The sequence below is a fragment of the Puniceibacterium antarcticum genome, from assembly GCF_002760615.1.
GTDB classification, from domain to species: Bacteria; Pseudomonadota; Alphaproteobacteria; order Rhodobacterales; family Rhodobacteraceae; genus Puniceibacterium; species Puniceibacterium antarcticum.
In genome coordinates this window covers 1-13,683 of sequence record NZ_AWWI01000147.1, presented here as the reverse complement: position 1 = coordinate 13,683, position 13,683 = coordinate 1, and the positions used below count along the sequence as shown (strand labels likewise).

Sequence of the window (13,683 nt, the reverse complement as noted above, 5' to 3'; positions counted from 1 at the left end):
TCTCAACCGGAGGACCAAACTTGGCCACCCCAATTTCGAACGCATCGCGTGAAATCCGTCTCGGGTAGGGCTCGTTCCAGTCTCCTAACCCTCCATGCAACAACGCCCGCGCAAAGACGATCTACAAGGCAACAAATTGGCATGACTGCAAGCGGGCGCTTAGACAGCGTGGATCACTGGTCGCCTGGTGCGATCCGGCGATGATGTTGGAGCCATCAGCCTCCGGGAAGCGTGGCGACAACAGATCTACAGTGATGGCGCTATCAAGGCCAGTCTGGCGATCAAGGTCCTTTTCGGTATGGCGCTTCGGCAGGCGACCGGGTTCATCACGAGTCTGCTGAAGCTTGACCGGCCCGACTGGTCCGTGCCTGATTTCAGCACCCTGAGCCGTCGGCAAAAGACGCTAGAGGTGGCGTTCGCGTATCGGGGCTCAACTGGGCTGCTACCACTTCTCATCGACAGCAGCGGCATCAAAGTAGAAGGTGGAGGGCAATGGAATGCGCTTAAGCATGGTGTCCCAAAACGGCGGGTCTGGCGCCAAATCCATCTTGGAATCGATGAGAAAACACTGGAGATCCGAGCGGTGGAGGTCACTAACAGAAATGTCGGTGATGCGCCGATGCTGACAGAATCGCTCGAGCAGATCGAGCCGACATAGGAGATCGCCAATGTAGCCGCTGACGGCGCCTTCGACACGCGCAAGTGTCAAGATGCCATCGCCAACCACGGCGCAGCCGCAATCATTCTGCCCCGCCGAAACGCCCGGCAATGGAAGCCAGCAACCGCGGGCGCCACAGCCCGACATGAGACGCTGCGGACCTCGACATGCCTCGGCCTGGCGCTCTGGCGGCGCTGAAGCGGGTACCACCGGCGAAGCAGAGTTGAAACGAAGATGAACAGCGTGGAGGGTCTCTGTCAGCGCCTCATAGCGCGCGACTTTGATCGCCAAGTGGCGACGGTTCAGATCCGTGCAAGCGTGCCGAACCGTTTCACGGCCCTTAGAGTACACGTCACAATGGCCATAGGATAAGTATTTTCGCGGAAAGCGGAGCTGCGGTACGCATCAGATTTGTGCAACAGCGCAAAGTCCACACCGATAATAGTGACTTCGGACATGGATACTCCTTCCTTTTCTGATGGCTTTAACACCCACCACAACGGCACACTGCGACGCAGTCGGGAGGGGCATCAACGCCATCAACCGAGTCGCTTCGGTCTAGGAAAAGACCACGGGGCCAGCGACAAAGCGGCCCGGCGCTGTTCACATTATCGAATTACATCGGCGGCTTGATGACTTTATCGATTACGTTGATCACACCATTGGAGGCCGCAATGTCTGGTGTCGTCATTATGGCGTCGTTCACCATGACTGTATTGCCCACATAAAAGGTCACGTCTGGCCTTCGACGGTTGAGGCGGTCATTCCATCACTCCGGTCGGCGTCCATCACGGCACCCGGCACGACGTGATAGCTCAGGATCTTGGCCAAAGCCTCGGGATCGGCCAGCATACCTTGAACGGTGCCTTCGGGCAATTTGGCGAAGGCTTCATCGGTTGGCGCGAAGGCGGTGAACGGGCCTTCGCCCTTCAGTGTCTCTAGCAAGCCGACGGCCTCGACGAGAGTGGTAAAATTTTCCGCTTCTATACCGGTGTGGATGATCTCCTTTGAGGATTCATGGGCGCCTGCGAATGCGCCGGTGCCCAAGGTGATCAGGGCCACAGTCGTCATTATCGTACGTCGTAACCATCTCCTTGTGGGTGTTTCGATGCAAGGCTGAAGCATGCATATTCACATTATGTGAGGTCCTCTGGCGGCGGCCAGTGGGCAGGCGCTTCGTCTAACCGAAGAGCGAAGGTCAGCAGGCTCGCGCCGCACTGTTTCCCGCGCGCTAGCGCCTCATCCACCAGCGCACGGAATGTGTGAATGCGCGACGGCACCTGCTTTACGAGTCCGGTCACGTGGTCCCACAGGGTGTTGTGCATCTCAAGCGCCTCAAGGGAATCCTCGACGCGCCTGACTGCGACCTACCCGCGATATTCCGCGACTAGTGCCGGGAACTGATGGCGCAGATTGCCGAGAAGACAGGTCGCATTGATGTCCTAACGAAAACCGCTAAGAGCTTCGCAGAAAAGGGCGATGCGGCCCGACGCTTGCAGACGATGCCGGGGGTTGGCCCGCTGACAGCGCTCACGGTAGAGGCCTTTGCGCCGGACATGGCGACCTTCCGACGCGGCCGCGATTTTTCGGCATGGCCAGGGCTTTTCCCGCGCAGCACTCATCAGGCGAAAAGGAACGGCTCGGTTGGGTGTCGAAAGCCGACGAGGTTGGCATTTAACGCCTTCTGATCATTGGTGCCATGTCGCGCCCAAACCGGTTGGGGCGCCGATTGATACCCGAGGGCTCTTGGCTGGCGCGGATTCTGGAACGAAAACCCTGGTCGCGATCGCTCTGGCCAACCGGATGGCCCGTGCGATCTGTGCCACGTCGACCAAGAAAGAGACTTATCGGGATCCGGCATGGAGCGCTGCCGGATGAGCAAAACGGCGAAAGCAGTCCCGCGTCTATGAAGGGGGTTTGAGACGTCGAAGAGGCGAATGGGCGCAACGATCGAACAAATCTGGATCGGGGAAACCAGGAAAGTGCTGAGAGCAGATCAGCTCGCTGAACAGATTTGGACCCGACTCGCAGATCACCATACTGACCCGTGGACTGTGAGTGCCGCAACTTGAGGCAAAACTGGATGGCGGCATCGGAGAAAACTGGCACACGACCCGGCTTGCCCTCATGCTGCGCCAACCAGGCCATTCCTTTGTCCAGCCATTCGAGCAATGATGCGCGCCTCCTCAGCGCAGCGTTATAGTCGGACCAGTTCGTCGTGCGATCGCGGTAGGGTGATGGCTTGCTCATCCGCTTCGACTAACCGTATGGATTCACGATGTGAACCTTCGCCGGTCTGATTTTTGCAACATATGTAACCGCCCAAGAGCATGAGGGATTTTGAAGCATTTTCTGACGCGTTGTCGGGTGCTGACATATGTCCGGCCTCAAGACGCGACATCACAGATGTCGCGGGCCCGTATGGTGTTCGCGGATCAGGCTTCAAATCAACGCCGCGTGCTCGGTGGTACTTTGTTTCAGGCTGGTTCCTCTGATCCCGTCTCACGACAGTTGCGCCAAACGTCTCCTTACCCTCTTTCGCTCCGACGTTCTCGCGACCGATGGTCGGCTTATGCCGCCGCGACCGGAGACTGGTAGACGCCTCCCTGGGCCATCAGGCCCCTGACGATGCGGCCATCTTGTTGGCCAGTGCCACCCGCACCAGCATCGGTGGCTTGCGTGTCAGCATCCCGCCTAGCCACGTGCCTGGTCTGGCTACTGCATGAATGTGCCGCTTGAGGATCACGCTATTGCCCCCGATGATCAGCAGGCGTCGCAGTGATCGCTCGCCCATCTTCGTCGTGGCCCTGAGCCATTGTTTGCCGCCTGTCGAATGCTGGCGCGGCACGAGACCAAGCGTCATGCCAGACGCGTGCTTTTAGCACGAGGCCGCAAAATCGCGTGCCTTGCGGAAAATCTCAGGAGGCGGGGCCAAGACCGCGATGGCTGTGGCGATCAGCGGCCCGATCCCAGGCACAGTCATCAGCCGCCGTCCAACATCATTCGCTTTTGCCCGGCGGGCGAGCTCGGCATCAAGCATTCTGATTTTCGCTTCCACATGGGACAGCGTCGCGATCATCACCTTTAAGGTGGCGATAGCATCGGCCGGCAGACTGCTGTCCCGATCCTCGACAATCGCAACCAGCCGCTTGGCGTTGGACGCCCCTTGCGGCACAATTTGCGCGAACTCGGTCAGATTGCCACGTCATGCCGGAGGCGTGCTTTCAGCACGACGCATTGATGGCCTGCGTCCTCTGCGGCATCATTCTTCTGGCGTTTGACGAATGGCTTCACGTAGGCGGGTGGGGTGAGCCGCACGTCATGTCCAAGCTTGCCGATTTCCGGGCCCAAGAAATGAGCGCCACCACATGCCTCCTTCGCGACGACACAAGATGGCAACTGGCTGAAGAACTCAAGCACCTGCGCTTGCCGCAGATTCTTGCGCAAGATCGCTCGACCGTGGTAATCTCAGATATGACCGTCCTCCTTTGCGAACCGTTGCAGACCCACCTTGGTGCATCAATGCCGTCGGGGGGGCGCTTACATAATCAACGCGGAGCAAAACCAAGAGCCTCAGGGCTGTGCCAATCCGCGAATGACTTGTGAATAGTGCGGGCCGTCATATGCCTTGACCCGATCCGTGATCTTTGCGCGCATCAGGCGGTCCTCGATCGGCATGGGCTCTGCGAAACCACCCATCCTGTCGACGTAGGCCGGCAGATGCGCTGATGCGACCAGGCGCCAATCCAGCTTCAGACCCGGTGCGATCACTTGCGCCAGTTTGTACACCGTCGTCGTGCAGTTGGCCGTCACCGTGTTGTAGAACCGGGGGGTCTGGGCCAGATCATTGCCCAGATCGACATAGGACTGGAACAGATCGCGCCGCTGCATGGCGTTCAGGTTCAGGGGATACAGGCGCACGTCCTCTTGCCTGTGATTTGTACGCAGTTTGATCGCGTCCTCTTCCGTTGTTGCCAGCAAGACCAGTTCGAACTGGCGAAAGAACCCACCTGTCACGTTGAAGGTTTCATGCGTTTCCTTGCGCGTTTCCACCGAAAACACGATGCGCTGCCCATCAGAAAAACCGAAGCTGACCAGAAGGTGGGCAATGTCCGGACTGTCCCAGACGGATGTCAGCATATCCACGCTTTGCAATTGCGACAGATCGACGGTGCGCGACACCCAGCGTTCCTTTGCTTCCGACACGCCATACCAGTCGAAGTCGCGCACGTTTCTCAGTGTGACGATTTCGCCACTTTGATCCGCGGTGACACTGCGGGCCACATCGAACGCCCAGTCCAGATCGCTTTGCGGTTTGAGTGTCGCGTACCACCCCATGACGCAGATGGTCAGGGCGGCTGCGACGCACCATCCCCAACGACGTGCGCGGCTGTGGGCCAATACTGCGGCCAAGCCGGCGATGGCCAGCGTGGCCTGCGCCGTGATCAACACCGCGCCAGTCAGATGCACGGATAGGGCAATCCCGCTCCAGGCACAGAACGCCAGGACAAGGCACGCAAAACCGATATGTCCGAAAATACGGGGCCACCGGATTTGTGACGAAGCTGTATCTTTATACACGATATCAATCCTATCGGGAATAATGGTGTGGGGCCGCAACTGACGTCCCACTGCGGCCTTGGGAGTCATGCGGCGTCGGTGCCGGATGCCTCGGCCAGAAGGCGCTCTGTGCGGGCGTCTTCGATCTTGTTGTAAAGCCGCGTGCCTTCCTCGGCGTCGCGGACAGACTTGGTGATGCCTGCGGTGGAACTGACCAGCATCAGCGCGGCCATGGCGTAAAAGCCTTTGGCAGAGAAGCTGGCTTCGAGGAAGAAAATACCCCCGGCCATCATGACAGCAGCAATACCGAATTGCGCGTAGGTGAACATGGTCCAGGCTTTGGACGGCTTTTGAACATAATTACTCATGGTTAGACCCTTCGAATGAGATGCGATTGTTTCGGATTCAGCGACGATTTTGTCGTGTGTTGGTTTACGGCTTGCCCTTTTTAAGGCGCGTCAGGACATCGGCGGCGGTGCTGCGTTTGGCTGCACCCATGCCAGCCTCAGCCAGACGATTGTTGACCGCGTCGGCGCTTTCGGCCAGCGACAGCTCGGCCATGGCGACCAGTGTGTCGTCAGCATGGCTCTGACGTTCCTGGAGCCGTTTCAGGGTCGCCGCTGCATCAGACAGATCATTCTGGCTCAGCGTCGGAAAGGAGCCGCGCACTTGTTGGGTCTTGGCCGTCGCTTCGGCCAGACGCTGACCCCGTTTGAGTTCGGCAAGCTGTGCTTCGCTTTTCGTAAGGTCGCGGCGCAGGACGGCGATCTCTCTGTCATAAGTTTCGATGGTTTTGCGTGTCGCTTCCTGCTCGGCCTCGAGGTCGGCGATGGCCTGTGCGGCCTCATGGGCCAGGTCCTCACGGTCTTTGGTCAGGGCATCCAGTGCCCGTGTTTCAAGTTCTGCGATCTTGTTTTTAATACAGGTCAGGCCGCGTCTTTCCCTTTCGGCATAGGCCATTACCACCGCCAGCGCTTTGCGCGAGCGGGCAACCCCTTCTGCCGCTTCCCGCATCTGCTGGCGCAAAAGGGCGACGGCATTGGCATCAAGGAACGATTGCGACGCATCGACGGACGTGCCGCGAATGAGTGTAAGAAGTTGTTTGAACATTTCTTTCTCCTTCGTTATTTGAACGCTGTTCATAAATCGTTATACGTGAAAATGAACGTCGTTCAAGAATAAAATGAACACTGTTCAAAAAAAGTCTGGAGACACTCCATGGACAATAATCGGACCAGAAAAAAAGAAGATCTGCGCATGCGCATGATCGATGCGGCTGAGGCCATCATTGCGGAAAAGGGATTGTCCAATCTTAAAGCGCGTGATGTGACCGCGCAGGCCGGCTGCTCGCTGGGCGCGATCTATACGGTCGTCGATGATCTTGATGAACTCATAATGCGTGTAAACTCACGGACATTGAAACGGTTGGGCACGGCATTGCACGAGGCTCTACCGCAAGATTCGACGCCGAAACAGGCCATGCATCTCTTGGCCGCCGCCTACGTAGGCTTCGCGCTTGAGAACACGACGACATGGTCCGCAATCTTTGGCCAACGCCTGGGCGAGGGCACGGAAGTACCGGAATGGCACCGTGCTGAATATCCTGTCCTGATCGCTGAAATCATCGGTCCACTGTCCAGATTGCGCCCGGACCTGTTGTCAGAACAGCTTCGCCTGCGCGCACAAACAGTTTTTGCAGCGGTTCATGGAGTTGTGCAGCTCTCCATTCATGGCCGTTTCGTCGGTGTCCCCAAGGAGATGCTGGCCTCCGAGGTCGACGCTTTGGTCGACGCCATGACGCGGGGCCTCGACCAAGGGGACCAGGGTCAGGTTTCCTGAACAGCACATAACCATGCAGCCAAGGTGCGTGCCGACAAGAATATCTTAGGGCATCTATCGTCGCGGGTTGCTAAACGTCGCCAGCTCTTGAGGCGGGCGAAACTGCTCTCGATGTTGTGGCGCTTACGATATCGGATTTCGAGGCGTGGGATGGTCAACCTCTCTTATGGCCAAATCGTCACCGTTCACATCGGACGTCCTTGCATCCGCGACTCAACATCCCAGACTCAAGGTCGCGTGAAATTTGGCGCGGCTCTGACTCACCGCTATGTCAGCTGAGGTGCGCTTCGCTTTATTCACGTGCAACTTTAAACGGGCAGGGCGGACCGACAGGTACCCCCCCGTTGCCGAACGCGGTCCAACGGCTAGGGCCACAAGTAAGAAGATGTTGGAAGAGGCGAGGCGTCCGAGGTGCCATCTCCTGGCGTCTGGTAGACTTCCCAATGCCGGCGCGGGTCTTAATATGGCATCGGCACTGCGATAAAACTCTCCGAAGCAGTCGTTCCCTAATGAAAATTCCGGCCTGGAAATAACTTTTTTGGGCCTGCTCGCGCGGGTGGCGGGCGTTCGATCTGGCGATTCCTGCCACGGGACGCCTAATTTCATCGGCGCGGCCATCATTGGAGTCGATGATCCCCGAACGGCCAAGGGTGGCAAGCAGGTGCGGGACATCCTCGACCCTTTCGGCGATGAGATGTGTAGGTTACGTCGCAAAGTTTGAGAATATGGGCCTGCCCTCCAAGCTGTGATAGGAGCCCCCTTTGAATTGGCAGGTGGGTATCAGACCATGACGATTGACTTCAAAGGTATCGAAGTCGCGCATATACCAGTGTGCTCCGAAGTGTGCGACAGAACCCGTGTTGATCACCCGCACTCTAGAGCCAGACTTACTGGAACGCAATTTTCAAAACAACGTCGTCCAGATGGCAGACATCTCCGGACCGCGATTGCCACGGGCTTAGGGAGTGGACGCTCAAGGGGCTGAACTTGAAGGTCGAGCGTCAGAGGGCGTCATGCGAAAGATCAACGCCTCGTTCGAGCATCAACTCGGCAACCTCGCGCATACTTTCGTTTACAACGGGCTGGTGGCAATAAGAAGATCGTCGACGTTCCTCTCGGTCAGAGGGCGACGGCCCGCTTCGATCTCGAAGGCGATCTTAACGACGTGTTCATTGACCGGAGCCTGCTTGCCATGCGCCGCAAGAGTCTTCACGACCCATCCGTTGACCTCGTCGATCTCGGCACGCCGACCCTTGCGCCAGTCCTGCAGCGATGTCGTCAGCGTATCCTCGCGCGAGAAGGTCCTGAGCACCTCCTCGAAGATCTCGTCCACGTACCGTTCCGGATGATTGCTCATCACCGGAGGCATGCCGATGATCGGCATGATCACGGCCCCGTCGGCCATGGCGGCGTCCATGGCCTCGTACCCCGCGCGCCGCATGAGATCTAACATGCCGGGCAGATGCGCAGCATCGTTAAGTGCCGTGTCGATGATGGCAGACGGGATCAGTTCGGCGGCGTTCACGACCAGTTTCATCCATTTGGCGGAATGGATATCATCCGTGACCTCGACCCGGCCCGCGTGCCGCAGCAGGGTTGCTACATCCTCGACCTCTGAATGACGGTCGGCGTCGAGCGCGCCAAGTGCAAACCAGCTTTCGTCATGGTCGTTTTGCCGGGTCGTGACACCGGGGGTCCACATGTTCGATGCAATCTGGATCACCGCGCCTATGGTGCGGTCGCGACCGACGATGGACGCGATATCCTCATGCGCCATCCCGTTTTGCAGGCCGACGACAAACCCGTCGGGGGCCAGGACCGGCTTGATCAGTTCAGTGGCCCACCGGGTGTCGTAGGCCTTGACCACCAGAAATACGAGGTCGAAGCGCTGCTTGATCTCTGCTACCTCGCACAAGTGCAGGGATTTTACGGGGGTATGAATTGTGCGGGTTGGCATGTGGACGGTCAGACCGTCCTTGCGCATCGCCTCCACATGGGCGGGCCACTGGTCGATGAATGTGACGTCAAGGCCCGCGCGTGTGAGATCCGCAGCGATCGACGCACCTTGCGCTCCTGTTCCCAGAAATGCGATGCGGGGGTTGGCCTTCATTGTGTTGCCTCAGGCGTCATGACGAAGTCAAATGTGGATTTCCAGATCGTCGGGCCGTCGGGCGTGGCAGCATAGTCAGCGATCAGCGTCTTTTTTACGCCAAACACCGCGTCGGAGCGAAGGTAATCGTCCCCCCGAACGAAAGTGTGGGTTATGACCGTCTCATGACCCGGTGCGCTAACGATAAAGTGCATATGCGCGGGGCGGAACGGGTGGCGTCCAAGATGGCCCAGCATCTGCCCCACCGGACCATCATCTGGAATCGGGTAGGACACAGGCTTGATTCCCTCAAACCAGTAGCGCCCGTCGGTGCCGGTGACAAAGACACCGCGGTTGTTGTGCGGCGGTTGCACGTCGGGTTGCTGCACGTCATAGAATCCGTCGGCATTGTCAGACCAGACGTCGACCCGCGCGCCTGGGATGGGAGCGCCGCTCAAATCGACTACACGGCCTTCGAACAGGCAGCTTTCGCCGATTCCGTCCTTGCTGATATTCGCTCCCATCGGGTATTCTGGCACGCCGTCGACGTGGAACGGTCCAAGGACCGTATTCTCTGTCGCCCTATCGGGCCTACGGTTGTTGATCGCATCGACCAGCATCGACACGCCCAGCACATCAGACAGCAGGATGAACTCCTGCCGGTTGCCGTCGCACATCTGTCCAGTATTTGTCAGGAATTCGATGGCAAGCGCCCATTCGGCCTGCGTCAGTTCCACATCCTTGATGAATGCGTGCAGATGCGCCACCAACGCATTCATGACCCGTGCCAACCGCGGGTCCGTCCCGTCACCCACACGGGTGGTCACGGCGGCGACGGAGTCGTCTTCGGTGAAATAGGCAATCGTTTCTGTCATGGGTTGGGGCCTTTCAGGTCAGATCTGGATAGGTCGGGTGCCGTCGTAGGCCCGCGTCAGCAGGCCGAGGATCCCGTCGTGCGTCACCTCGCGGGGGTTGCTGTAGGGGTTCTTCACAGCAAGATTGGCAACCCGAACCAGGGCCTCACGATCAAGGCCGAGCTCTGCAAGCGCAAGCGGTGCCCCTATGTCCCGGGCCAGATCGTAAAGCCCGCCGCCCAGATCCCCGCCGAACATGGTTGCTGCGGGTGCAAGCGCCTGTTGCGCGGCAGGTGCGTTATATGCCGCGGTATGCGGCAGCAGTATGGCATGGGTTTCCGCGTGCGGCAGGTTGCAGGTGCCGCCCAGCGTGTGGCACAGCTTGTGATGCAACGACATCGCGACCGACCCCAAAACGACACCGCAGAGCCACGATCCATAAAGCGCCAGACTGCGCGCCTCGATGTTCTTCGGATCACTGACGATGACCGGCAACGCGTCCTTCAGCGCCCGGATCCCCTCGATCGCAAGCAGCGACGTGACCGGGTTGGCATCGGGCGCATAAAGCCCCTCGACCGCGTGGGCCATTGCGTTCAGCCCGCTCGCTACGCTCATCGCGACGGGCAGGCCCGTGGTCAGAGCGGGGTCGTAGATCACGACCTCTGGGCGGATCTTGGGATCACGAACCGTGGTCTTCGTGCCGTTCTCGGTCTGGCCAAGGATGTCCGTCACCTCTGATCCGGCGTAAGTCGTGGCGACGACAAGTTGGGGCGCGTCGTTACGATATGCGATCGCCTTGCCCAGCCCGATGGTGGACCCGCCACCAAACGCCACGAGGCAATCGGCCCCGCAGGCGTCGAAGACGGCGAGCGCGCGCTGCGTGACGGCGACTGGCGTGTGCATCGTTGCATCGGTAAATCGCCCCGCGGCCAGCGGGCCGAGTTGATCGGCCAGGGCCGTCAGGTCTGTCGCCTGAAAGGATGTCGACAACAGAAAGGCGCGTTTGCAGCCCAGCCGTTCGATTTCCTTCCCGACCTGCGCCAGCGTGCCTGCCCCGAAGATCACGCGCGAGGGCGCGGCTTGGTAAACGAAATTGCGGGTCATGTTGGCGCCTCTGCCCGACTGCGGGCGGTTGCGTAGATCAGCGCGGCGACGACGATCAGCGCGCCCTGAAAGAAGTATTGATAAGCCTGCGACAGCCCGAGGAACGACACCGCGTTCAGCACTTCGGTCAGCAGGACGGCCCCGAGGATCGTACCGATGAACGTGCCCCGTCCGCCACGCAGACTGGTGCCACCGAGCACGACCGCCGTGATACTGGATAGGGTATAGGTGATCCCCTGCGCGGGATCGCCGACGCCGATCTGCGCCATGAGCATAATCGCGCCGCACGCGGTCAGCAGCGATACGGCGATATAGCCCATGATGAACACCCGGTCGACACGTACACCAAGGCGGCGGGCAGCCCCCTCTTCGGACCCGACGGCGCGCAGATGCCAGCCACCACGGGCCCGGCGCAGCAGTACCTCGCCCAACAGCGCAAAGCCGATCAGGACAATGAAGGCCACTGGGATCGGCCCCAGCTTCCATGTCAGCCAGTCCATGATCGTAAAGTTGATGTAACCGCCCGGGCCGTCGCGCAGCACGAAGCTCATGCCTTGCAGGCCGATATACATCGCCAACGTTGCTGCGATGGGTGTGAAATTGGCGAACCGCATCAGGCTGCCGTTGATGCTGCCGACGACTGCGGCGCAGGCGAACATCGCGAAAAAGCCCATCGCGATCACCGCGCCTGACTGGCCGTCGTTAATGAAGAACGAGCCGACAACCACAAGAAACCCAGCCAACGGTCCGACCGACAGGTCGATGCCCCCCATCAGTAGGGCGATGGTCTGTCCCATGGCGATGAAGCCGAGGGCCGTCGCGAGCAGCAGGATGTTCGAGATATTGAAGAACGAGAGGTAGTTTGCGTTCTGGCCATAGACATAAAAACCCAGCAGGACAATGACCGCCGCCAGCGGGATCGCCGTGGCATTGTCACTTTGAACAAGATGCCTCCAGCCACCACGCGCTTTTTCGACCTTCCGTGTGGGTGCGCCAACTTGCGGCGCATGGGCTTCGGCCTGCACAGCTGCCCCCACGATCCGTTCTTCAGTAATCGCCGCGCCGACCAGCACCTGCGTCACACGTCCGCGCGACATGACGACCACTTTGTCGCACAGCCCTTCCAGTTCCGCAGCATCCGAAGAGTTGATGATCACAGGCGTGCCAGAGGCCGACACCTCGCGCAGAATACGATAGATCTCGAACCGGGCACCGACATCGACGCCCTGCGTCGGCTGATCGGCAACGATATAGCCGGGCTGCGACAGCAGGGCGCGCGCCATGACGATCTTTTGCTGGTTGCCGCCTGAGAGCGAGAGCACCTTTGCATCAAGCCCGGGCGTCTTGACCGCAAGCTGTCCAAAGATATCGTTGACCTCGGACAGTTCGCGATGGCGGCTGAGGACGCCGCCGATGGCGAAACGATCAAGCGCGGTGAACGTCGCATTCTCGCGCACCGTCAGATCGGTGGCGAGGCCTTCACCGTGGCGGTCTGCGGGCATGTAGGCGGCGGTGCGGCTCAAACTGTCTGCCGTCTGCGGCGCATCGTCCACCAGGACCTGCCCCTCGAACGGCAAGAGGCCAGCCAGAGCGCGCATCAGTTCTGCCTGTCCGTTGCCGTCGACCCCGGCGATACCAATGATCTGACCCCGGCCGACGTCAAAACTGACATCGGTGAAATTCTGCCCCGTCAGACCGCTGACTGCGAAGTTGACTGCGGGGGCCGCCGCGGTCGCCTTGGGCGGAAAGGCCGATACCAGCGACCGCCCCACGATCATGTCAAGAAGGTCCTGATCTGTGACGTCCTGCGCAAGCGCCGTGCCCCGCATCCGCCCGTCTCGCAACACGGTTACCCGGTCGGCGATCTGACGCAATTCGGCCATGCGGTGCGTGATGTAGATGACAGCCGTGCCTTGCGCCGCCAGCGCCCGGATGCGGGCGAACAGCATCTCAGTCGCGTCCTGATCAAGGGCGGCTGTTGGCTCGTCCATGATTAGGATGCGCGGCTGCACGGCCAGCGCCTTGGCGATTTCCAAAAGATGGCTCTGCGGCACCGTTAGATCCGCCGCCCGCGCCTTGAGCGGGACACGCAGTCCGACGGCATCCAACATGGCCCGCGCAATATCTGACGTGTTGCCGCTGGCAAAGATATGACCCGGCAGCGCCACGCGAAGGTTTTCCAGCACCGTCAGGTCGTTCAGCACCGCCGGATGCTGATAGGCGATCGACACGCCCAAAGCAGTGGATTTCGCGGGTGTCATGGGCGATACTGCTTCACCGGCCACATGGATGGTTCCGGTGTTCGGCTGGAGCACGCCGGAAATGATGTTCATCAGCGTCGACTTGCCAGCGCCGTTCTCGCCCAGCACGGCGTGAACCTCGCCCGGGAAGATATCGACCGACACGTCGACAAGTGCAGCCACACTTGCGAAATACTTGCTGACACCGGACAGGCGCAGCGCTGGCGCGGGCGCGGCAACTGGCCGGGGCCGCGTGTCGGTTCGGGGCATCTCTTCCATGACGGTCATCTTCTGTCCTGCGCTGGCGGAACTTTCGGGGCCGGCCCGGGCGCAGGAAGC

10 protein-coding genes and 4 pseudogenes are annotated in these 13,683 nt (G+C 59.8%); 3 read left to right on the top strand and 11 right to left on the bottom strand.

Annotated elements, in window-relative coordinates; all coding sequences use genetic code 11:
• Positions 1-119: 119 nt before the first annotated feature.
• Positions 120-1,030: pseudogene (locus P775_RS21620) on the top strand (IS5 family transposase).
• Here the strand turns inward: P775_RS21620 and P775_RS28230 are convergent.
• Positions 961-1,116, bottom strand: coding sequence for a hypothetical protein (locus tag P775_RS28230; RefSeq protein WP_180287527.1), 156 nt, complete (start codon positions 1,114-1,116; stop codon positions 961-963). The pseudogene P775_RS21620 and the gene P775_RS28230 overlap by 70 nt on opposite strands.
• Positions 1,117-1,274: 158 nt before the next feature.
• Positions 1,275-1,729, bottom strand: a pseudogene (locus P775_RS21615) (fasciclin domain-containing protein).
• A 332-nt stretch (positions 1,730-2,061) separates the two neighbouring features.
• Here P775_RS21615 and P775_RS21605 point away from each other — a divergent pair.
• Positions 2,062-2,346, top strand: a complete 285-nt coding sequence (locus P775_RS21605) for a transposase (protein WP_099912938.1) — start codon at positions 2,062-2,064, stop codon at positions 2,344-2,346.
• 373 nt (positions 2,347-2,719) lie between these two features.
• On the opposite strand, the pseudogene P775_RS21600 reads toward P775_RS21605, so the two are convergent.
• From P775_RS21600 to P775_RS21580, 5 genes and pseudogenes are all read right to left on the bottom strand, one after another.
• Positions 2,720-2,908, bottom strand: a pseudogene (locus tag P775_RS21600) (transposase); the annotation flags it as partial.
• 320 nt (positions 2,909-3,228) lie between these two features.
• Positions 3,229-4,126, bottom strand: a pseudogene (locus tag P775_RS21595) (IS110 family transposase); the annotation flags it as partial.
• A gap of 105 nt (positions 4,127-4,231) precedes the next feature.
• Positions 4,232-5,239, bottom strand: a complete 1,008-nt coding sequence (locus P775_RS21590) for an Lnb N-terminal periplasmic domain-containing protein (RefSeq protein ID WP_245875802.1) — start codon at positions 5,237-5,239, stop codon at positions 4,232-4,234.
• A gap of 65 nt (positions 5,240-5,304) precedes the next feature.
• Complete coding sequence (locus P775_RS21585; RefSeq protein ID WP_099912936.1) at positions 5,305-5,586, bottom strand: YiaA/YiaB family inner membrane protein; 282 nt, start codon at positions 5,584-5,586, stop codon at positions 5,305-5,307.
• A gap of 64 nt (positions 5,587-5,650) precedes the next feature.
• The gene (locus P775_RS21580) at positions 5,651-6,328 is read right to left on the bottom strand and encodes a PspA/IM30 family protein (protein WP_180287526.1); all 678 of its coding nucleotides are present in this window, start codon (positions 6,326-6,328) and stop codon (positions 5,651-5,653) included.
• Positions 6,329-6,436: 108 nt separating this feature from the next.
• Here P775_RS21580 and P775_RS21575 point away from each other — a divergent pair, with 108 nt between their 5' ends.
• Positions 6,437-7,057: a TetR/AcrR family transcriptional regulator gene (locus P775_RS21575; RefSeq protein ID WP_099912934.1), complete on the top strand. Its 621-nt coding sequence runs from the start codon at positions 6,437-6,439 to the stop codon at positions 7,055-7,057.
• Between the two features lie 1,072 nt (positions 7,058-8,129).
• On the opposite strand, the gene P775_RS21570 is transcribed toward P775_RS21575, so the two are convergent.
• From P775_RS21570 to P775_RS21555, 4 genes are all read right to left on the bottom strand, one after another.
• Complete coding sequence (locus P775_RS21570) at positions 8,130-9,167, bottom strand: ketopantoate reductase family protein (RefSeq protein ID WP_099912933.1); 1,038 nt, start codon at positions 9,165-9,167, stop codon at positions 8,130-8,132.
• Positions 9,164-10,021 carry a dioxygenase family protein gene (locus P775_RS21565; protein WP_099912932.1) on the bottom strand — a complete coding sequence of 286 codons (858 nt, stop codon included), beginning with the start codon at positions 10,019-10,021 and terminating at the stop codon, positions 9,164-9,166. The genes P775_RS21570 and P775_RS21565 overlap by 4 nt, the downstream gene beginning before the upstream one ends.
• Positions 10,022-10,039: 18 nt before the next feature.
• Entirely contained in the window at positions 10,040-11,104 is a 1,065-nt protein-coding gene (locus tag P775_RS21560) for a maleylacetate reductase (protein WP_099912931.1), read from the bottom strand.
• On the bottom strand, positions 11,101-13,683 hold a 2,583-nt coding region (locus tag P775_RS21555; RefSeq protein WP_218967746.1), incomplete at its 5' end, for an ATP-binding cassette domain-containing protein. The genes P775_RS21555 and P775_RS21560, both read right to left, overlap by 4 nt.

Bases quoted from the DNA above. Each gene is read 5' to 3' on its own strand.
- P775_RS28230 (WP_180287527.1), bottom strand. From the start codon at position 1,116: ATGTCCGAAGTCACTATTATCGGTGTGGACTTTGCGCTGTTGCACAAA.
- P775_RS21605 (WP_099912938.1), top strand. From the start codon at position 2,062: ATGGCGCAGATTGCCGAGAAGACAGGTCGCATTGATGTCCTAACGAAA.
- P775_RS21585 (WP_099912936.1), bottom strand. From the start codon at position 5,586: ATGAGTAATTATGTTCAAAAGCCGTCCAAAGCCTGGACCATGTTCACC.
- P775_RS21580 (WP_180287526.1), bottom strand. From the start codon at position 6,328: ATGTTCAAACAACTTCTTACACTCATTCGCGGCACGTCCGTCGATGCG.
- P775_RS21575 (WP_099912934.1), top strand. From the start codon at position 6,437: ATGGACAATAATCGGACCAGAAAAAAAGAAGATCTGCGCATGCGCATG.
- P775_RS21570 (WP_099912933.1), bottom strand. From the start codon at position 9,167: ATGAAGGCCAACCCCCGCATCGCATTTCTGGGAACAGGAGCGCAAGGT.
- P775_RS21565 (WP_099912932.1), bottom strand. From the start codon at position 10,021: ATGACAGAAACGATTGCCTATTTCACCGAAGACGACTCCGTCGCCGCC.
- P775_RS21560 (WP_099912931.1), bottom strand. From the start codon at position 11,104: ATGACCCGCAATTTCGTTTACCAAGCCGCGCCCTCGCGCGTGATCTTC.